At 39.5% G+C, this 19,184-nt stretch carries 20 protein-coding genes, 5 tRNA genes and 2 pseudogenes; 2 read left to right on the top strand and 25 right to left on the bottom strand.

What is annotated here, in order from left to right:
• Positions 1–184: 184 nt before the first annotated feature.
• From rplL to WCX87_RS01960, 18 genes and pseudogenes are all read right to left on the bottom strand, one after another.
• The gene (gene rplL, locus WCX87_RS02045) at positions 185–556 is read right to left on the bottom strand and encodes a 50S ribosomal protein L7/L12 (protein ID WP_345980373.1); all 372 of its coding nucleotides are present in this window, start codon (positions 554–556) and stop codon (positions 185–187) included.
• 74 nt (positions 557–630) lie between these two features.
• Complete coding sequence (rplJ, locus tag WCX87_RS02040; RefSeq protein ID WP_345980372.1) at positions 631–1,110, bottom strand: 50S ribosomal protein L10; 480 nt, start codon at positions 1,108–1,110, stop codon at positions 631–633.
• Positions 1,111–1,303: 193 nt separating this feature from the next.
• Positions 1,304–1,999 (bottom strand): 50S ribosomal protein L1, encoded by a 696-nt coding sequence (gene rplA / locus WCX87_RS02035; RefSeq protein WP_345980371.1) that lies wholly within the window; start codon positions 1,997–1,999, stop codon positions 1,304–1,306.
• Between the two features lie 112 nt (positions 2,000–2,111).
• Positions 2,112–2,537: a 50S ribosomal protein L11 gene (gene rplK / locus WCX87_RS02030; protein WP_345980370.1), complete on the bottom strand. Its 426-nt coding sequence runs from the start codon at positions 2,535–2,537 to the stop codon at positions 2,112–2,114.
• Between the two features lie 20 nt (positions 2,538–2,557).
• Positions 2,558–3,088: a transcription termination/antitermination protein NusG gene (gene nusG, locus WCX87_RS02025; protein ID WP_345980369.1), complete on the bottom strand. Its 531-nt coding sequence runs from the start codon at positions 3,086–3,088 to the stop codon at positions 2,558–2,560.
• Positions 3,089–3,099: 11 nt separating this feature from the next.
• Positions 3,100–3,282, bottom strand: a complete 183-nt coding sequence (gene secE, locus WCX87_RS02020) for a preprotein translocase subunit SecE (protein WP_345980368.1) — start codon at positions 3,280–3,282, stop codon at positions 3,100–3,102.
• A gap of 68 nt (positions 3,283–3,350) precedes the next feature.
• Positions 3,351–3,426: transfer RNA gene (locus WCX87_RS02015), tRNA-Trp, on the bottom strand.
• Positions 3,427–3,461: 35 nt separating this feature from the next.
• Entirely contained in the window at positions 3,462–3,614 is a 153-nt protein-coding gene (rpmG, locus tag WCX87_RS02010; protein WP_345980367.1) for a 50S ribosomal protein L33, read from the bottom strand.
• Between the two features lie 50 nt (positions 3,615–3,664).
• Positions 3,665–4,864, bottom strand: a complete 1,200-nt coding sequence (tuf, locus tag WCX87_RS02005; RefSeq protein WP_345980366.1) for an elongation factor Tu — start codon at positions 4,862–4,864, stop codon at positions 3,665–3,667.
• Positions 4,865–4,964: 100 nt separating this feature from the next.
• Positions 4,965–5,039 (bottom strand) — tRNA-Thr (locus tag WCX87_RS02000).
• A gap of 91 nt (positions 5,040–5,130) precedes the next feature.
• A tRNA-Gly gene (locus WCX87_RS01995) sits at positions 5,131–5,207 on the bottom strand.
• A gap of 12 nt (positions 5,208–5,219) precedes the next feature.
• Positions 5,220–5,304 (bottom strand) — tRNA-Tyr (locus WCX87_RS01990).
• A 47-nt stretch (positions 5,305–5,351) separates the two neighbouring features.
• Positions 5,352–5,428 (bottom strand) — tRNA-Thr (locus WCX87_RS01985).
• 56 nt (positions 5,429–5,484) lie between these two features.
• Positions 5,485–6,261, bottom strand: coding sequence for an MBL fold metallo-hydrolase (locus tag WCX87_RS01980; protein ID WP_345980365.1), 777 nt, complete (start codon positions 6,259–6,261; stop codon positions 5,485–5,487).
• Positions 6,254–6,877, bottom strand: a pseudogene (locus tag WCX87_RS01975) (HD domain-containing phosphohydrolase); the annotation flags it as partial. The gene WCX87_RS01980 and the pseudogene WCX87_RS01975, both read right to left, overlap by 8 nt.
• 75 nt (positions 6,878–6,952) lie before the next feature.
• A pseudogene (locus WCX87_RS01970) lies at positions 6,953–7,264 on the bottom strand (GAF domain-containing protein); the annotation flags it as partial.
• A 116-nt stretch (positions 7,265–7,380) separates the two neighbouring features.
• On the bottom strand, positions 7,381–9,426 hold the full coding sequence (locus tag WCX87_RS01965; protein WP_345980364.1) for an adenylate/guanylate cyclase domain-containing protein: 2,046 nt from the start codon (positions 9,424–9,426) through the stop codon (positions 7,381–7,383).
• Complete coding sequence (locus tag WCX87_RS01960) at positions 9,423–10,148, bottom strand: FecR family protein (protein WP_345980363.1); 726 nt, start codon at positions 10,146–10,148, stop codon at positions 9,423–9,425. Before WCX87_RS01960 ends, WCX87_RS01965 begins: the two co-directional genes overlap by 4 nt.
• A gap of 84 nt (positions 10,149–10,232) precedes the next feature.
• Here WCX87_RS01960 and WCX87_RS01955 point away from each other — a divergent pair, with 84 nt between their 5' ends.
• Positions 10,233–10,958: a YaaA family protein gene (locus WCX87_RS01955; protein ID WP_345980362.1), complete on the top strand. Its 726-nt coding sequence runs from the start codon at positions 10,233–10,235 to the stop codon at positions 10,956–10,958.
• On the opposite strand, the gene WCX87_RS01950 is transcribed toward WCX87_RS01955, so the two are convergent.
• Entirely contained in the window at positions 10,950–12,029 is a 1,080-nt protein-coding gene (locus tag WCX87_RS01950) for a phospholipase A (RefSeq protein ID WP_345980361.1), read from the bottom strand. The genes WCX87_RS01955 and WCX87_RS01950 overlap by 9 nt on opposite strands.
• Before the next feature lie 27 nt (positions 12,030–12,056).
• Here WCX87_RS01950 and WCX87_RS01945 point away from each other — a divergent pair, with 27 nt between their 5' ends.
• On the top strand, positions 12,057–12,377 hold the full coding sequence (locus WCX87_RS01945) for a thioredoxin family protein (RefSeq protein ID WP_345980360.1): 321 nt from the start codon (positions 12,057–12,059) through the stop codon (positions 12,375–12,377).
• A gap of 89 nt (positions 12,378–12,466) precedes the next feature.
• Here WCX87_RS01945 and recQ read toward each other — a convergent pair whose 3' ends face one another.
• The 6 genes from recQ to nhaD all read right to left on the bottom strand — a co-directional run bounded on the left by recQ (position 12,467) and on the right by nhaD (position 19,176).
• The gene (gene recQ / locus WCX87_RS01940) at positions 12,467–14,230 is read right to left on the bottom strand and encodes a DNA helicase RecQ (protein ID WP_345981084.1); all 1,764 of its coding nucleotides are present in this window, start codon (positions 14,228–14,230) and stop codon (positions 12,467–12,469) included.
• Positions 14,231–14,253: 23 nt separating this feature from the next.
• Positions 14,254–14,679 carry a thioredoxin TrxC gene (gene trxC, locus WCX87_RS01935; protein ID WP_345980359.1) on the bottom strand — a complete coding sequence of 142 codons (426 nt, stop codon included), beginning with the start codon at positions 14,677–14,679 and terminating at the stop codon, positions 14,254–14,256.
• 15 nt (positions 14,680–14,694) lie between these two features.
• Positions 14,695–15,450: an RNA methyltransferase gene (locus tag WCX87_RS01930; protein ID WP_345980358.1), complete on the bottom strand. Its 756-nt coding sequence runs from the start codon at positions 15,448–15,450 to the stop codon at positions 14,695–14,697.
• Positions 15,447–16,079 (bottom strand): uroporphyrinogen-III synthase, encoded by a 633-nt coding sequence (locus WCX87_RS01925; protein ID WP_345980357.1) that lies wholly within the window; start codon positions 16,077–16,079, stop codon positions 15,447–15,449. Before WCX87_RS01925 ends, WCX87_RS01930 begins: the two co-directional genes overlap by 4 nt.
• 138 nt (positions 16,080–16,217) lie before the next feature.
• Positions 16,218–17,768 carry a glutamine-hydrolyzing GMP synthase gene (gene guaA, locus WCX87_RS01920; RefSeq protein WP_345980356.1) on the bottom strand — a complete coding sequence of 517 codons (1,551 nt, stop codon included), beginning with the start codon at positions 17,766–17,768 and terminating at the stop codon, positions 16,218–16,220.
• A gap of 106 nt (positions 17,769–17,874) precedes the next feature.
• Positions 17,875–19,176 carry a sodium:proton antiporter NhaD gene (nhaD, locus tag WCX87_RS01915; protein ID WP_345980355.1) on the bottom strand — a complete coding sequence of 434 codons (1,302 nt, stop codon included), beginning with the start codon at positions 19,174–19,176 and terminating at the stop codon, positions 17,875–17,877.
• Positions 19,177–19,184: the final 8 nt, after the last annotated feature.

The raw sequence follows: 19,184 nt of genomic DNA, 5'->3' as shown, positions 1-19,184 counted from the left end.
GTTAGTGCATAATCTATGAGTGATAGATCATTAATATCGTGTTCAAGCGTCCTTGAACAGAACCATAATTAAAGCTAATATGGATATAAACGACAGAAAGGCACTTTTATAGTATGACGTAAATCATACCACAAAAGTGCCTATTTCTTTTTGAAGGCGGGATGCCTTCAAGGAAATTAAATAATTATTTAATTTCTACTTTAGCACCAGCTTCTTCAAGTTGTTTTTTTGCATCTTCTGCAGTTTCTTTATCAACACCTTCTTTGATTGTTGATGGTACGTTTTCAGTTGCATCTTTTGCTTCTTTAAGACCTAAACCAGTTAGACCACGAACAACTTTAATAACGTTGATTTTTTTGTCACCAGCATCAGTGATAACAACATCAAATTCAGTTTTCTCTTCAGCAGCAGAACCAGCATCAGCAGCAACACCAGCTACAGCAACAGGTTGTGCAGATACACCAAATTTTTCTTCGAACTCTTTAACAAGTTCAGACAACTCAAGTACAGATAATCCAGATATGAATTCTAATACGTCTTCTTTAGTAACAGCCATAATGTTCTCCATTTATTTGTTTTTTTTATAACTTTATTCAGTTATATTAATTTTTTATTCAGCAAGCTTAAAAATTAAGCTTCCTCTTTTTGTCTTCTAAGTGCATCAAGACCAATTGTGAAATTAGCAATTGGTGCCATCCAAGTAGCTGCAAGCATACCAAGAAGTTCTTCACGACCTGGAAGTTTAGCAAATGCAGCGATTTTAGCAGCATCAGCAGGTTCTTTATCCAAGTAACCAGATTTAACTGTAAACTTATCGTTTGCTTTAGCGAAATCTGATGCGACTTTAGAAGCAGCGATAACATCATCAGACCATACAAAGATATTAGTATCTTTAAGATCCAGACCAGTCATACCGGCTTTTTCAAGAGCAATAGTTGCTAAAGTGTTTTTTACAACCTGAACACTCGTGTCTTTTGCTTTTGCTGATTTACGTAATTGTTCCAATTCAGAAACAGTTAACCCTTTATAGTCACAGACAACAACCGCAGTCGAGTTTGCTAATGAAGATGCTAACTTTTCAATTACTTCAGCTTTTTTTGACTTTAACATAGTATCTCCTTTCCAGACATAACTTCAAGCGGGGAGGGAAAGGCCTATTAAGCTACTGCATAGCAGATGCCCCCAACTGTCTTTAGTCCAAGTAATTCAGATTTTCAAAATGAAAATCTTTATTTTAAGATAAAAAAATATCCCAAAATAAAGACTTTACAATCTTTAGCCAAGAAAATCTTGGCTAAAAAAACTATCTGATGTCAGCAAGTTCCATTACATCTAATTTCACTGCCGGACTCATAGTAAGGCTTAATACACCATTTTTGATGTAACGGCCTTTTGCTGTTGCTGGTTTTTGTTTGTTAATAGCACTAACAAAAGCAGAAATATTTTCTGCTAGTTTTTCTGCTTCAAAACTTACTTTACCAACACCTGCATGGATGTTACCTTTTTTATCAACACGGAATGCAACCTGGCCACCTTTTACGTTTTTAACAGCTGTTGCAACATCTGGAGTAACTGTTCCAGTTTTAGGGTTAGGCATCATACCTTTTGGCCCTAGAATACGACCTATTTTACCAACAAGTCCCATACAATCCGGAGCAGCAACAACTACATCAAAGTTGAAGACACCTTCTTGAATTTGTTCAACTAAATCATCAGTACCGACGATATCAGCACCAGCAGCTTTTGCTTCATCAGCTTTTACGCCTTTAGCAAATACAGCAACACGAACAACTTTACCTGTACCGTGTGGAAGAACTACTGCACCTCTAACCATTTGGTCAGCGTGTCTTGGATCTACATTAAGGTTTAATGCGATCTCTACTGTCTCATCGAACTTAGCCGATTTAAGATCTTTAACAGATACTGACGCATCAGCAACTGAATAAACTTTAGTTGTATCTATCTTTTCTTTTAATTGTTTATAACGTTTTCCTGCCATTTGAATATCTCCTAAGATTTCTGCCGCAAATTATAAGATAACCTAAAAGTTATCTGGTCGTGTACGTATTATGAATCAATGCGGTCGTTGATCTTTAGTACACTGGTAGAAATTAATCTACGATTTCAACACCCATAGAACGTGCAGAACCAGCGATTGTGTTAGCTGCCATCTCTACGTCAGTAGTGTTTAAGTCTGCCATTTTAGTCTTAACAATTTCCATAAGTTGGTCTTTTGTTATTTTACCAATCTTATTTTTTAGAGGATTGTCAGTACCTTTTTTCAGACCAGCAGCCTTCATAATCAGTTGTGATGCCGGTGGTTGTTTAGTAATAAATGAAAAACTTTTGTCGCTGTAGACAGTGATGACTACAGGAACTTTGAATCCCATTTTATCTTTTGTTTTTTCATTGAACGCTTTACAGAATTCCATGATGTTAACACCGCGTTGACCTAATGCTGGACCTACTGGAGGTGCAGGATTAGCAGCGCCAGCATTGATTTGAAGTTTGATGTAACCAGTGACTTTTTTTGCCATTTTGCTTTCCTTTTGTTGAGTTAAATTATTTTTTCTACTTGAGTGTACGATATATCCACAGGCGTAGCACGTCCAAAGATAGATACGTTAAGTTTTAACGTACCGTGCTCTAAGTCGTACTCATCTACAGTACCTGTAAAGTTTGCAAACGGACCGTCAATAATACGTACCATTTCACCATTATCAAAAAATACTTTTGGTTTAGGTGCTGCACGGTTATTCGCACGGTCTAGAATAACTTGAATATCATTTTCACTTAGTGGAGTCGGGTGATTTGCTTCACCAACAAAACCTGATACACGTGGTAATGATTGGATAAGATGCTGTAATTCATTGTTTAAATCAATATAGATGAACACATAGCCAGAGTATAAAGATCTCTCAGAGATCTTCTTTTTACCCTCTTTTACTTCTATAACGTCTTCAGTCGGAACAAGCAGATCTTTAATAGACTCTTGAAGACCCTGCTCTATGATTATGTTTTCTATTGCAGCTTTAACACTACGTTCACTTCCAGAATATGTCTGAATCGAATACCATTGATGTGCCATATATATATTCCTTAACCTAGTAAAGCTGAAACAGTCGAAGACATGATAAAATCAACTAATGCTAAAAATAGCGATATAAATGTTACAACGATAACAACAGAGATATACGCTTGCTTGACTTGCATTTTATTTGGAAAAATAACTTTGCTAAGTTCCAACTTTGCATCTCTGATATAACTATTTAAACTTTTCATTATCAATCCTATCTACAATTACATTTCCAATAAATAAGTCTCTAAAGAATTATTTATTGAAAATCTAGTGGCAGGCGAAGAGGGACTCGAACCCACAACCATCGGATTTGGAATCCGGCGCTCTACCATTGGAGCTATTCGCCTACAAACATATAAGTAGAGAGACTCTACTTATAAAATTATAATTTCATCTCTTTATGAACAGTATGCTCACGACAAAATTTACAAAATTTACGTACTGAAAATTTTTCAGTATGAGTTTTCTTATTTTTTGTTGTGTGATAGTTACGACGTGTACACTTCTCACAACCTAAGTGGATGTTTTCTCTCATAGTGTTAACCTAATTTAAAATTCACTTCCACCAAGTGGAAGCGACATCAATTACTTGATGATTTTAGAAACAACACCTGCTCCAACTGTACGTCCACCCTCACGGATAGCGAAACGAGTTCCCTCTTCCATAGCGATTGGATTTATTAGTTCAGCAGTAATTTTAACGTTATCACCTGGCATAACCATCTCAGTACCTTCTGGTAGAGTGATCGCACCTGTAACGTCAGTTGTACGAACGTAGAACTGTGGACGGTAGTTAGAGAAGAATGGAGTATGACGACCACCCTCATCTTTACTTAGTACATAGATCTCAGCTTCGAAAGTTGTGTGTGGAGTGATTGACTTTGGTTTACAAAGAACTTGACCACGCTCAACATCATCTTTAGCGATACCACGTAGAAGTAGACCACAGTTATCACCAGCCTCACCTTGATCCATCTCTTTACGGAACATTTCAACACCAGTAACTGTTGTTGTTTGAGTGTCACGGATACCAACGATCTCGATAGTATCACCAACTTTAACGATACCACGCTCGATACGACCAGTAACAACTGTACCACGACCAGAGATTGAGAAAACGTCCTCAACTGGCATTAGGAAATCTTTATCAGTTTCACGAACTGGCTCAGGAATGTAAGCGTCAACTTCAGCCATTAGTTTAATGATTTTATCTGACCATTCACCTAAAGTACCGCTTTTTGCTTCTTCAAGAGCTTTAAGAGCAGAACCTGCAACGATTGGAGTATCGTCACCTGGGAATTCGTATTGATCTAGAAGTTCACGGATTTCCATTTCTACTAGTTCTAATAGTTCTTCATCATCAACCATATCTTCTTTGTTCATGAAAACAACGATGTATGGTACACCAACTTGTTTTGAAAGAAGGATGTGCTCACGAGTTTGTGGCATCGGGCCGTCTGCAGCAGAAACAACAAGAATAGCACCGTCCATTTGAGCAGCACCAGTAATCATATTTTTAACGTAGTCAGCGTGACCTGGACAGTCAACGTGCGCATAGTGACGTTTATCTGTTTCATACTCTACGTGTGAAGTAGCGATAGTAATACCACGCTCACGTTCTTCTGGTGCGTTATCGATTTGATCATAGTCCATCATTTTTGCACCATTTGTTACTGCAAGTACTGCTGTGATAGCTGCAGTTAAAGTAGTTTTACCATGATCGACGTGACCAATCGTACCTATGTTTACGTGCGGTTTATTACGCTCAAACTTTTCTTTTGCCATATTGTCCTCCGACTGTATTTATGAATAGAAATGGAATTATATCCAAAAAAAATTCAATTATTGCTTATATAAAAATAAAAATAAAAAATTTATAATCAACTGGAGCTGATGACGGGATTTGAACCCGTGACCTCTTCCTTACCAAGGAAGTGCTCTACCCCTGAGCCACACCAGCGTAACTTATCTACTACTATTATATATGTAAACAAGGTTTTTATATGATTTATTTTTAGTTTAGGGGTGATTAGTAAAAAAATCCAAATTAGTGGAGCGGGTGAAGGGACTCGAACCCTCGACCCTCAGCTTGGAAGGCTGACGCTCTAGCCAACTGAGCTACGCCCGCATCCTAATCTAGTGGTGGTGAGACCAGGAGTCGAACCTGGGAACCCATAGGGAGCAGATTTACAGTCTGCCGTCGTTGGCCACTTGACTATCTCACCAGTGATTATTTGGATTGTTTTTGTATTGATGATGTTTCGAAATTCAATGGTGCCGGCACGAGGATTTGAACCCCGGGCCTGCTGATTACAAATCAGCTGCTCTAGCCAACTGAGCTATGCCGGCTTTGAATTTGAGCCAGAATTATAGACAAAAAATATTTCAATGTCAAGAGTTTTTTGCTAAAAAATAATTTTTTCTCCATCTTTTAGTATTTTGACCTTATAAGCGCCCTTAAAACGGGTGATTTCTTCAGTCATCTCTTCTAAAAAAAGAGGTTTTATATGATTGATATAAATGTCAATATTATTTTTTTTCATAGCTTTTAGTTTTTCAAATAGTATTTTTGGTGTTAAATGTTTAGAGTCGTATGCCAATTTTTCCATTCGTGACGGGAAAGAACACTCCACTACTAATGTTTTTATATCATCTCTTGTATTGATAATATCTATTGTCGTATCTAAACTGTATGTATCTGAAGAGACTACGATAGAGTCCTCTTTTTTCGTGATCACATACCCGCAACTTGGTACAGTATGATCCGTTTTATATGCTTCTATATATGAATCACTAGAGAGTCGGTATCTTTTGCCAAGTTCTATCTCTTCATACTCGATACATTTTAAATCTGATTCAAAAAGAGAGATCTTTGAGAAATCGGGCCATACTCTGTCATTTAAAAAGTCCTCTTTTACAACTTCCAATGTCTCTGGAAGTCCAAGGATCTTTAATGTTTTTTTTCTGGATGAAAAATAACTGTCAAGTATATATGCAATATCGATGATATGATCGAGGTGCGAATGGGATAACCAGATATTTTCTATTGCTGCTGATTTCTCTTTTAAAGGGATAAGAAGGTTCCCTGCATCTAACACATTTTTTTCATCTATATAAAATGCACTTGTTCCCACATCTTCTCCTTTTGTACCGTATGCACCGAGTATAATTATCTCATTCATGGTCAAACCTGTCAGCAAACTTTTCTCTTATCTCCAAGAACTTCTCTTTATGCTCGAAAAACAGATCTATGAGTTTAGGTTCAAAATGTTTTCCCCTCTCCTCTTTAAAAAGATCGAATATCTTTTCATCTTCCCACGCTTTCTTATACACCCTGTCGCTTCCAAGTGCATCAAATACGTCTGCTAAAGCCGTTATACGTCCGTATATATGTATATCTTCGCCTGCGAGTTTTCGCGGATACCCGCTACCGTCCCACTTTTCGTGGTGTTCATACGCAACGATAGCAGCAGTTTTAAGCAGTGCACGGCTTGAGGATTTTAGCATCTCAAACCCAAGCTCGGCATGGGTATCCATGATCTTACGCTCTGCTTCATCAAATCTGCCCGGTTTGTTTAACACTGCGTCAGGGATCGCCACTTTACCGATATCGTGCATCGGTGAAGCTTCTTTTAAACGCAGGGACTCCTCTTCGTCCATTCCGTAGAGCTTTGCAAGCAGATAGGAGTACTCTGCAACACGCTTGACATGATTTCCTGTCTCTTTACTTCTAGTCTCACCGATCGCACCCATAGTAAAGACGACCTCTTTTTGCGTCTCTTCTATCTCCTCCATCAATAGTGAAGTCGTAAGGGTCTCAGCCGCATATGTAGATGCAAGCATGATATAATGAAGATCATCCTCTGTAAAGAGTTTGCCGTCTAGTTTATTGACGACTTGAAAGGCACCGATGATCTCGCCTTCGCTGTTATGCATAGGGATAACCAGCAAAGTCTTCGTCTTATATCCGGTTTGTTTATCTACTTCTGAGTTAAACCTCTCATCATTATACGCATCATCGATGATCAGTCTCTTATTGTTTACGACCGCTTCACCGACAATGCCCGAATCAATAGGTATAGTTATATAGTCGAGTCCGTGTGCTACTTTTGTCCATAAAGACTTTTTATCTTTTGAAACGACCCAGACCGTACATCTGTCAGCGTGTACAAGCTGGCGCCCCATATCGGCAAGCAGCATCAATATGACATCGGGTGAACGTTCAGCCGAGATCTTTGTTATGTATGAAAAAATAATCTGTATAAACTCTGATGATTCAACATTCTTATTCATCTTGCAACCTATTTTGTAGTCATCTTATGTACACCCCACGGATGTTTCTCTTTAACTAACGGTAAAAAATACTTTGATACACTATCATCATATTCATTAACCAATCTTTCAAAGATTACTATAGCCTCTTCAAACTTAGAGTTTTTATATAACTCTAAAGCTTCGTCATAATTTTTTTTAATATTCAGATTCGTATCATCAAAAGGCATCAGTTGATAAAGCAAAACAGCCTCATCTTTACCCTTCACTTTTACCGGTTCGATAAGCCTTGTCAAAAAGTCACTTTTTAACGCTTTAAGTGTAAACTCCGTTATAAGTATGTTTACACCGTAATTTTTTGTGATCCCCTCAACGCGTGAGGCCAAGTTTACACCATCGCCTATGACCGTATAGTTAAAACGTGTGTCTGAACCCATATTGCCTACGACTACCTCATCCGTGTTTATCCCTATACCGATACGGATGGGACTCAGCCCCTCTTTAGCCAGCTGATGATTCAGCTTGTCTAACTCATCGATCATCTGCAGTGCGGCTCTACATGTAGCATCAGCATGATCGGGGACATCGACAGGTGCATTAAAAAATGCCATAACGGCATCTCCTATATATTTATCCAGCATCCCGCCGTTTTCAAGGACTGCATTTGTCATAGGGGTAAAGTATCTGTTTAGAAGTTTGATCAGGCTTACCGGATCCATAGACTCGGAGATAGTCGTAAAACCGCGGATATCGCTAAACAAGATAGTGAGCTCTTTTTTTTCTCCGCCGAGAGAGAGTGCCTGCGGATTTTTTATCAGTTTATCCAGCAGGTCTGCGGAGAGGTAACTTGAAAAAGCGTTTCTTATAAAGCGGCTGCCTTTTTCCTGTATGGTAAACGCCATCACTTCGATGGAGACCGTACTTAGGATAAACGCCACAAGCGGATAAAAAGCATCACTGTATATATTGTAGGCGACAAATATATATCTTACAAAGATATATACAAGCAGATACCCGATGATATCTACGATCACCCTGTTTACGACTTTTTTAATCAATAGGAACAAGATAAACGGCAACAGTACCATCAAGATGATCAATATAGGAGTGATATAAGGAGGTTCCGTGATCAGATGACCTGAAAGCAGATTTGATATGAACGTATAGTGAAGCAGAGGACCGAACATTGCACCCATCGGTGTCGCTGCGACATCCCCTGCACCGACTTCTGTAATACCGAGTATGACTATCTTATCTTTAAAATACTCGGGCTTTACTTTACCCTGCACCACATCTAAAAATGAGACTTCATTGTATGAATCAGGCTGATAAAAATTTAATCGTACAAAACCTTTTTCATTGATGTTTATCTTGTATTTTCCAATGCTTACATGTAAAGGGTCTACTCTTTTTATATCTTGATCCAGTGCCAGTCTTAATCCCTGCATCCCTAAAGAGGGGAACAGCATATTGTCATAATAGACCGCTATGGGGTAAGAGCGCATAAGATGGTCTGATTCTCTTAGTGTGGAAAAACTCCCGCTCATGCTGCAGCTCTCTAAAACAGGGAGTATGTTCATCTCTGCATTATCCGCAGAGACGAATTTCGGATTGCCAAATGATGCTATCTGCGATTGAAGCAGGTCTAAGGAAGAATCGCTCAGGACGTTTTCCTGAGCTTGAGTGATCTTTTGAGTCGCATTTTGACGAAGAAAAAAACCGCATACACTGTTGTTTAAAGTCGCTATGGAATCAGCCAATACCATATCTTTTTTCTTTGTCGTCGGCTCAGAAAAGATCATATCCATCAAAACGATGTCAGCCTGATCAAGCTTTGAGATACCCTCTGCGAGTATCTCTCTGTCCCATGGCCACCTGCCGTACTTGTTGACGCTCTGCTCATCTACTGCGACAAAGACTATCCTTTTATCGGGACTCTTTTTTTGCAGATCGAAATCGATGTCGTTAAAACGCAGTGAGAAACTTTCAAACGGCTCGACTTTATAATGGTATAAAGCGAGACTCGTAAGGAGTATAGGAAAGAGGACTAAAAGATAAAGAAGTTTTTGTTTCATTTCATAGATTTTAAGATATCGTCAAAATGTTCGAATGAAGCGTTTGTATCGTCACTAAATTCACTCTCTACGACTTTTTGGTCGTCAAAGACTACTTTGTTTCCGGAATAAAGTTCAAACTCTTTGACCATCTCCGCTTTTTGACCGGACATCTCTCTTAAGTACTGTTCATATGCAGCTTGCTGCTGGTCTTTATACTTCGTAAACTCCTCTTGAACTTTTTTTCTATAAAGTTCAAACTCCTCTTTTATGGAAGCGATACCGATCTTTCCCTCTTTTAGAGCGACTGATTTATCATCGTCTTGTGAATTGACTATGAAAGTCGTTCCTTTGATACCGATGATGGCAAAAGGCGTTTTCACGCTTAATGAGTTTTTTGCACTGCGTGAAGTTATCTTATAATAGATGGAGCCTGTAGTCTGCTCTACATTTTTTGTATTTATAAAATGTATTGATGAGGAGTTGTCCAAGATAACGGATGAGCCGTCTATCAATTTTAAAAGAGCCGTTGCAGTTGAAGCCGTAGAGATAAGATCACCTTTTTGGATATCCATCCCTTTTTTTGCCTTGACCTTTTTTATGCTTCCCTCTTTCGTGACTTTGACGGAACCCTTAATATTTTCAATGACACCTATACTTTTTGTAGTATTTATATCTGCTTTATCTGCGGACATAGCAAAAGAAAGCATTGAACTCAATAGCAAAAACATTATTAAACGCATACCGTCATCTCCCATTTTTCATACTCTATTATAGCAAGAATATTGATATAATTGCAAAGAAATGAATATAAGGTTTTAAACTTGATGACAATACTATTTTCTCCATCTGAAGGTAAAAATATAGGTGGAAATGAGACAAAAAAAGAGCTTTTTTGTTCAGATAAAGCAAGAGAAAAGATACTAAACAGTTATAATGAAATAATTTTACGCAAAGATGAAGAGGAGCTAAAAGAGCTTTTCGGGATAAAAAATCCAAAAGAGTTCGAACAGTATCTTGAGGGCTTAGATACGGATTCACTGATGTGTGCCATCCAAAGATACAGTGGGGTAGCATATGATTATCTCGGCTACGATTCTCTTGAACCCGATGCAAAAGAGTATCTAAAAAAGAACGTTATCATTTTTTCAAATCTGTACGGACCTATCCTCGGCGGTGATACCATCGCCAACTATAAAGTAAAACAGGGTAACGATATAGGAAGTATCGCACCCGATAAGTTTTATAAAGACAGATTCTCCTACCAGCTTGATCTTTACCTCGGCGATAAGGAGATACTGGATCTTCGTGCAGGATATTACGACAAATTCTATAAGCCCAACAAATCCTTTACGACTCTGAAGTTTTTAAAAGATGGGAAGACGGTCAGCCACTGGGCAAAAGCCTACCGCGGAATAGCCCTGCGCGAAGCTGCGAAGCATAATGTGACATCACTTGAAGAGTTTAACAAGTTGGATATAGAAGGCTTACATGTAAGAGATATAAAAACTATCAAACACCAAACGGAGATAGTCTACGATATCTTATCTTGATATGCTGATACCTATCCCTACTTTATTGATGTGCCTGTCATAATCGATCAAGCTCTCACCGTATCCGCTAAAGGCTTTTATATATAAAAATAGATCGTCATTCTCATTTATGGGATGGCTGTAGCTAAAATCTACAGCGCCGTGATCATTAAAGTTTGAGCGCAGTAGTAATGTAAAAAGATTTTTGTCCCATGGTAATGAAAACTTTATAGATCCATGCCCGAGATAATCCAGCAGGTTTGGATTATAATCCCTGGCATCGGGCAATCTGCTCCAAAATTCAAACTCTGTAAAAAGATTTTTGTATTGTGTAAGAACTGTTGCACTCATATAGTTCCAAGAGCGCTCTTCAGCTCCTCCTCTTCCGTTTGATTGATGCGCAATGCCCAGCTTTAGGGCTTTTATGAATTTAGCATCATCACTCATAGCTGTCGGGATCGTTACGAAAAGCTCCGGATTATAGTTTGATTCTCTAAAATATGCTGATTTGCTATATGACTGCCAAAAAGATTTTTGGGTATACCCGACACTGTATATCTCATTTAATTTAAAAATATTTGCTGCAAAGTCAAATTTTATACTCAGTTGAAATTCCGTCTCCACATTTTGGGGGTTCTCATTATTACTGTTTTGATAATCGCCTCCATACTTATAACTTACCGGAATAAGGTAGTTGGTCTTATATGCTTTTAAATTGTACAAAGACTGTGTCATCTGTTTAATAGTTTTATCGGTCTCACTGTCTGTATTATCCAGCAGAAAAAAAAGTTTTTTACTCTCTTTTTTTATTTCATTACTGGAATCTTCCGTTGCTTCTTTATGAGAGAGTGAAGCCGATACCTTGTACCATCTGTCTGCCAACTTCTGGTCTTTCTTACATCCAAGACCATTTTCGTACATGTAAGCCAGATAATATGCAGCATCTGAATCGTTCTCATCTTCTGCCAATGCTTTAAACGCTTTAAAAGAGTTGGTATAGTCACCGCTTTTATAGACATCAAGCGCATCCTCAAAATCTGTTGCAGCCTGCAAGCTTATGAAAACCAGTAAAATAAAAAATATATATCTCAAAATAAACCTTTTAGTGTACAATTATACATGCAAAATATAGAATCCATAGATAATATCATAAAAGAAAATCCGGCAGTGATGCTTTACTTCAGTGCGCCTACATGTAATGTATGCCACGCTTTAAAGCCAAAGCTTTTAGAAGCCATAAGTGATAACTTCGACACATTTGAGATCGTCAGCATCGACGTTTCGACAGACGCAGACATCGCAGCACACTACAGTGTGTTTGCCATCCCTACCGTCTTAGTGTTTTTAGACGGCAGAGAGTTCTTAAGAAAAAGCCGCCATATGAGTGTGGGCGAAGTAATCAATGAGATCAAAAGACCTTATGAGATCATGTTTTCATAAAATTGATACGCTTAAGTGGCAAAGCCACCTAAGCTACGTTAAACACTTGGTTACTAAAGCTTGATACTGCCGCATCAGAATATTTTAATTCACAACGTCTGACACAACTCCAAGAACTGCTCTCCGTAACGTTCGAACTTTACCTCTCCAACTCCGTTTACCTCAAGCATCTCCTCTTTTGTCTTTGGAAGCGCTTTTGCCATCTCCTTGAGTGTCTTGTCGCCAAATATAATGTATGCCGGCTTGTCTTCGGCTTTTGCTATTGCCCCGCGAAGCGCTCTGAGCTGTTCAAACACTTCGCTGTCGACATCCTCGTCTTTATGAACGACAAACTCTTTTTTCGGTTTTAGGTTGAGTCGCTCCTCTTTGATAAAGACCTTCAACTCATTTTTGAGTATCTTCATCCCGGCACTGTCAAGGATCAAAGCACGGAACTCGCCTCTTTTTACCGCACTGAGTTCCATCAGCCTTTCGACCACTCTCTCCCAGTAAGCACGTGACTTCTCTTCACCGATACCATAAACTGAAAGTTTATCGTGACCATTGTCCAAGATCTTCTGCAGAGTGCTGCCGCGAAGAACATCAATGACGTATGCCTGCCCGAATGTCTGGTTTGTCCTGTATATAGCAGAGAGAAGTTTCTGTGCATCGACCGTGATCTCTGACTGTTTACTCTCGGGTGCCGTACAGTTATCGCAGGCATCTTTACAGTTCTCTATATCATCTTCAAAATAGGTCGCTATGTAGTTGTGACGGCACTCTTCCATCGTCGCATATCTTGATATCTGCTCGATCTTGTTAAAGGCGTTTTGCTTGTACGGCGATTCTTCAAGCTGCTCGATAAACTCGCGCTGCATCACGACATCGCTCCCGCTGTAAAGTAAAAACACTTCGCTGTCTAACCCGTCACGCCCTGCACGCCCGATCTCCTGATAGTAGTTCTCTATCGTCTTTGGCAGGTTCATATGTACTACAAAACGGATATTGCTCTTGTCTATCCCCATCCCAAAAGCGATGGTAGCCACTACCACCTGTATCTCATCACGGACAAAAGCTTTAAAAGTGTCTTCCTTTACATGAGTAGGAAGTCCCGCGTGAAAAGGTCGTGCTTTTATGCCGTTCGTATGTAAAAAGACAGCCAAAGCCTCAGTCTGCTTACGGGAAAACGCATAGACGATCCCGCTCTCGTTTTTAAAATTGGCCAAAAACTCTAACAGCTGTTTCTTGCCGTCTTTTATGCGGGGCTCGACTGTAATGTGAAGATTTTTTCTAAATATCTTTCCACGCACCTCTACAGGCTCATGAAGCATAAGGGCATGTTTGATATCCGCCGCAACTCTTGGAGTCGCCGTTGCGGTAAATGCAGCTATGGAAGTTGTAGGGAAATTCTCACGCAGAAGATCGAGTTTTCTGTAATCGATACGAAATTCATGTCCCCATTCACTGACACAGTGAGCCTCATCTATGACAAAAAAGTTGATCTTTATGGATTTTAAAAAGTTTACAAATTCAAAAGATGCAAAACGTTCAGGAGCGACATACAATAGTTTTATATCGGAATCCATCAGTCTTTGACGAATGCTATGTATCTCCTCTTCATTTTGCATAGAGGAGATCATCTCCGCTTTCACGCCGTTGGTCTTAAGGGCCATAACCTGATCGTACATTAGTGCCAAAAGTGGAGAGACGACGATGGTCACGCCATCCATCATAAGAGAGGGAAGCTGATAACATAAAGATTTTCCGCCGCCGGTCGGCAGGATCATAAGCAGGTCTTTATGCTCCAGTATCGCGTCTATCGCTTCTTCTTGAAGCGGACGGAAAGAGTCATAACCAAAATAGGATTTTAAAATCTTGTGTTTAATACTTTTGACCTTTAAGAGCTGAATTGTGAAGCGAGGTCTCTCAGACTTCTCTCATCTAAAGCGCCCGATACTCTGTGTACCTCTTTGCCGCCTTTAAATATTACCAGAGTCGGAATACTTCTTATACCGAATCTAGAACCTAACAATTGTTCATTCTCCGTATTTACTTTTGCAAAGAACATCTTTAACGGAAACTGCTCTGCTACTTTTTCAAATGTCGGAGCCATCATCTTACATGGTCCGCACCAAGGAGCCCAGAAATCTACGATAACTGGAATATCGCTGTTTACGACAGCTTCATCGAAAGTAGTTGCTGTCAGACTCGCAGGTTTTGAATCAAGCAGAGAACCTTTGCATTTTCCGCAGTTTGCTTTTTTATACGACTCTTTTACGGGAACATTATTTACTGCTAAGCAGTGTGGACATACTACTCTCATCACATCTCCTTTGTTTTATCTAGGTAAAAAACTTATCAACGCTGCCGTTACGGCGACATTTAATGACTCTACGCCTCTGTTCATCGGGATCTTTACGGAGTTATTGCAAAGTGCTTCTACCTCTTTGCTTACCCCGTCACTCTCATTTCCAAGAACAAATACCGATCGCTCGCTTACATGTAAGCTGTTCAGATCATCTTTTGCGTAAGAACTAAGCGCAAATATATCACACTCATTTTTAATTCTTTGTAAAACATCTTCCAAAGCATTGCAGTAAAAGATCGGTATCTTAAAGAGTGTCCCTGCACTCGCTTTTATGACAAGCGGAGAGATCTTTGCACTGTTTTTCTTCGGTAGGATGATGCCGTCTACATTACCAGCCGCCGCACTTCTGATGATCATTCCCAAATTTTGAGGATTTTGCACACCGTCAAGGGCTAAGAGTCTGTAACTTTTCAAAGTTGCTATCTCATCAGCACTCTTATAGGTATCTGCGATGATGTCGGCTGCGACACCCTGATCCTGCTTCGCATTTTTAGAGATGCGTGAAAGAGCGTTCTTATCGTGGTAAACTATCTCAACACCTCTTTTTTCAGTAAGTTTAAGTATCGTACTGATCACACCGTCGGGTTTGTTCGAAGTTGAAAGATGCAGTTTATGAATGCTAACGTTCTCATCTTCTAACACTTCTACCACCACATTTCTGCCGTAAACGGTTATCACTCTCTCAAAAAATGCTTTTTTATCCAGGTATTCTTTTGAATCTTTCACTCTTTTGCCTTTTGGATGCAGCTTTGCATCGTTGGTTCATCTGCTATCTTATACTTTACATGGTACGGCATCGCTTTTGCCGTTGTCTTGCCGATGACTACTATTGTTTGCGTATCTTTAAACATATGATGTTTTAAAAAACATGTCACGCTTGACGGCGAAGTAAAGATAAGTGTCGCATCATCTTCGACCTTTACATGTAAGAGATCATGCGAACATGAAGTCTCATACACCACCGCTTCATCTATATTGTATCCGTTTTGTTTACATACAGATATAAAATCCGAAGCGATCTCTTTTGCACGCAGATAGAGCCACTTCTTTTCTTTCGGATAGGAGAAGATGATCTCACTTAGATTGTCGCCATATCCGCTTCCATACTCTAGTATCTTTCCGCCTGCCTCTTTGACGGCTTTTGCCGTTACATCCGAAACTGCCAAAACTGCAATACTTTTCCAGCTCTCGTCATAACTTTTTAACGCTTCTAAAACCTGTTTGGAGGTGATGACAAGATAATCATACTTTTTAAAATCGATTTCAGGGGTAAAGTAGTTTACATGTAAAGAGTTTACGTGAGTGACACCGTCGTGAGAGGTAAGAGAGAAAAGATAGATAGGTTTTTGTTTCATAAAACAACTTTCCTGGACTGCTAAACAATTCCATCAAATTATGAAAAGTTTAGTATGATTTGGAATGTTTTAAGGGTAAAGCGTAGTGAACTACGCTGGCACCTTAATCATTTCAAAGCGTGCTGAAATTTTCTTAATTTATTCCCACTCAATAGTTGCAGGTGGTTTAGAACTGATGTCGTAAACCACACGGTTGATACCGTCGACCTCATTGATGATACGGCGAGAGATTCTCTCTAACAGATCATGAGGAAGATATGCGAATGTCGCAGTCATACCGTCGACCGCTTCAACGACACGGATACAGACAGTGTTATCGTAAGTACGGTTATCACCCATGACACCTACAGATTTTACGTTAAGTAAAACTGCAAACGCCTGCCAAGTCTTCGCATAGTATCCGCTTGCTTTTAACTCATCGATAAGGATGACGTCAGCTTCACGCAGAAGATCAAGATCAGGAACATTAACATCTCCCATGATACGGATCGCAAGACCCGGTCCAGGGAATGGATGACGATTGATCATCGTTTCAGGAAGACCAAGTTCAAGCCCTATTTTACGGACTTCATCTTTAAAAAGTTCACGTAACGGCTCGATAAGCTCAAAATCCATCCAGTCAGGTAGTCCACCGACATTATGGTGAGACTTGATCACTTCAGAAGGCCCGTTTACAGAGATCGACTCGATAACATCCGGATAAAGTGTCCCTTGTGCCAAGAACTTGATACCGTCATGTTTTTTAGCTTCAGCTTCAAAAACCTCGATAAATGTATGCCCGATTATTTTACGTTTTTGCTCAGGATCACTGACACCTGCAAGACGACCTAAAAACAGTTCACTTGCATCTGCGACAACTAAAGGAGCTTTCAAATTGATTTTGAAGATCTCTTCTACCTGCTCACGCTCACCTTTTCTTAAAAGTCCGTTATCTACGAATACAGGGATAAGTTGATCACCGATCGCTTCATAAAGCATAGCTGCAACAACCGAACTATCAACACCGCCGCTTAATCCACAAAGGACTTTACCTGTTCCCACTTTTTCACGGATCAGTTTGATCTGCTCTTTTAAGAAATGTTCCATCTTCCATTTCTCTTCTACGCCACAGATATTTCTAGCGAAGTTACGAAGCATCAGATAACCCTCTTCTGAGTGTTGCACTTCAGGGTGGAACTGCATCGCGTAAACACGTTTTTCCTCATTTGCAATAGCCGCATACGGAGAGTTTGCAGATACTGCGATAGGCTCAAAACCTTCCGGCAGTACATCTACTCTGTCACTGTGACTCATCCATACGACACGGCCGTCATCACACTTTTCAAACAGTGGAGATACCGTTCCGTCTTTTTGGTGGATCGTAAGTTCTGCTTTTCCGTACTCATGATGATCACTTCTGATGACTGAACCGCCGAAGTCTACAGCGATTCTTTGCATACCGTAACAGATACCTAGAACAGGGATACCAAGTGTGTAAACACCTTGATCTACCTCATATGCATCTTTGTTGTAAACAGATGACGGACCGCCGCTAAGGATGATCCCTTTTGGATTTTTTAATTTTATCTCATCAACTTTGGTATAGTATGGAAGAATTTCACAATAAACTTTCTCTTCACGGAGACGACGAGCAATAAGCTGAGTGTATTGAGAACCAAAATCTAAAACGATAATGCTTACATTTGTCATTATAAATGCCTTTAATAGTGTAATTATGAGCGCCTAATGGCTTTTATGAGGGGGATGTACCCTTTCAATTTATGAAAGGATACAATAATTTAGATTAAGAGTTGATTTAGTAAAGACCCATTATTTCAAACTGGACATACCAGATCACTATTGAGATGATATATCCTACTAAGATAGTCCATGAGTGTTTCATGTGAGAACCGAAAGTATAAATACCCTTCATTCTTCCCATAACACCGACACCTGCAGCACTACCGAAACTGATAAGAGATCCACCGATACCTGCAGTCATCGTTACAAGAAGCCACTGATCCATTCCCATCTCAGGAGATGATTTTAAAATCGCACTCATAACAGGAACGTTATCTACGATCGCAGACAAGAATCCTACACCGATATTTGATGCCGTACTTCCTATCGCACCGTAAAGCGTATGGATATACTCCAAGAATCCTAAAAAGTGTAATGCTCCAACAGCAGAAAGGATACCGAAGAAGAAAAGAAGCGTATCGTTCTCGACTTTCTTCATATTGACGAAGATATCAAATCCTTCTGTACTTTTACGGTTTAGATTAAACGAATACAGTTTGAGTATCGCAAGACCGAACATCATACCCCACATTGCAGGAAAATGGAAAAACTGGTGTCCTAAAACAGCGATCGCGATCGTAAATATCCCAAGATAAACGATCACCATACCGCCTTTTCTAAGTCTAGGCTGAGTCTCTGTATGCGGATCGAACTCAGGTTCCCCTTTAGGAACAGACAGACTTAACAAGAATGCAGTTGCCAGCCATCCAAGTACTGACGCCGGGAAAAGGAATAAGAAATCTACAAATTCACCTTTACCTGCAGTCCAAGCCATCAATGTCGTGATATCACCAAACGGAGACCAGGCACCCCCTGCATTTGCTGCTACGACGATATTTATCGCACCCGGTACCAAGAACGCTATTTTCTCTTTGTCTATCGTAAAAAGAACAGTCGAAAGGATAAGAGCTGTTGTCAGGTTATCTGCAACAGGAGAGATAAAAAATGCCAAGGTCCCCGTTAACCAGAACAGTTTTTTATATGAATAGCCTTTTGAAACAAGCTTGTATTTCATCAGCTCGAACACACCTCTTTCTATCAATGTCTCGATATAAGTCATCGCGACAAACAGGAAGAAGAATATCTCCGCTATCTCAAGTATCAATACTTCTAATTCATCATGTAATGCGTTAGGATTCAATCCGTTAATAGCATAATATACGCCTACAAGCATAAACATAAAAGTTCCTGCAAAAAGAGCAGGCTTTGCTTTGTTTATCTCATATTTTTCCTCTGTTGCTATAAAATAGTATGCTATTAAAAAAACAGCAAAACTAAGTATACCGACCCATGTGGTCGTTAAATCCGTTCCATGCATTACGCTCT

Source organism: Sulfurimonas sp. HSL3-2, assembly GCF_039645965.1.
In the GTDB taxonomy this organism is placed as follows: Bacteria; Campylobacterota; Campylobacteria; order Campylobacterales; family Sulfurimonadaceae; genus Hydrocurvibacter; species Hydrocurvibacter mobilis.
The sequence above is the reverse complement of the archived record's forward strand: the minus strand, read 5'-3'. Positions and strand labels throughout refer to the sequence as shown.

Coding starts and splice junctions, on each gene's coding strand:
- rplL (WP_345980373.1), bottom strand. CDS start 556: ATGGCTGTTACTAAAGAAGACGTATTAGAATTCATATCTGGATTATCT.
- rplJ (WP_345980372.1), bottom strand. CDS start 1,110: ATGTTAAAGTCAAAAAAAGCTGAAGTAATTGAAAAGTTAGCATCTTCA.
- rplA (WP_345980371.1), bottom strand. CDS start 1,999: ATGGCAGGAAAACGTTATAAACAATTAAAAGAAAAGATAGATACAACT.
- rplK (WP_345980370.1), bottom strand. CDS start 2,537: ATGGCAAAAAAAGTCACTGGTTACATCAAACTTCAAATCAATGCTGGC.
- nusG (WP_345980369.1), bottom strand. CDS start 3,088: ATGGCACATCAATGGTATTCGATTCAGACATATTCTGGAAGTGAACGT.
- secE (WP_345980368.1), bottom strand. CDS start 3,282: ATGAAAAGTTTAAATAGTTATATCAGAGATGCAAAGTTGGAACTTAGC.
- rpmG (WP_345980367.1), bottom strand. CDS start 3,614: ATGAGAGAAAACATCCACTTAGGTTGTGAGAAGTGTACACGTCGTAAC.
- tuf (WP_345980366.1), bottom strand. CDS start 4,864: ATGGCAAAAGAAAAGTTTGAGCGTAATAAACCGCACGTAAACATAGGT.
- WCX87_RS01980 (WP_345980365.1), bottom strand. CDS start 6,261: ATGAATGAGATAATTATACTCGGTGCATACGGTACAAAAGGAGAAGAT.
- WCX87_RS01965 (WP_345980364.1), bottom strand. CDS start 9,426: ATGAAACAAAAACTTCTTTATCTTTTAGTCCTCTTTCCTATACTCCTT.
- WCX87_RS01960 (WP_345980363.1), bottom strand. CDS start 10,148: ATGCGTTTAATAATGTTTTTGCTATTGAGTTCAATGCTTTCTTTTGCT.
- WCX87_RS01955 (WP_345980362.1), top strand. CDS start 10,233: ATGACAATACTATTTTCTCCATCTGAAGGTAAAAATATAGGTGGAAAT.
- WCX87_RS01945 (WP_345980360.1), top strand. CDS start 12,057: ATGCAAAATATAGAATCCATAGATAATATCATAAAAGAAAATCCGGCA.
- trxC (WP_345980359.1), bottom strand. CDS start 14,679: ATGAGAGTAGTATGTCCACACTGCTTAGCAGTAAATAATGTTCCCGTA.
- WCX87_RS01925 (WP_345980357.1), bottom strand. CDS start 16,079: ATGAAACAAAAACCTATCTATCTTTTCTCTCTTACCTCTCACGACGGT.
- guaA (WP_345980356.1), bottom strand. CDS start 17,768: ATGACAAATGTAAGCATTATCGTTTTAGATTTTGGTTCTCAATACACT.
- nhaD (WP_345980355.1), bottom strand. CDS start 19,176: ATGCATGGAACGGATTTAACGACCACATGGGTCGGTATACTTAGTTTT.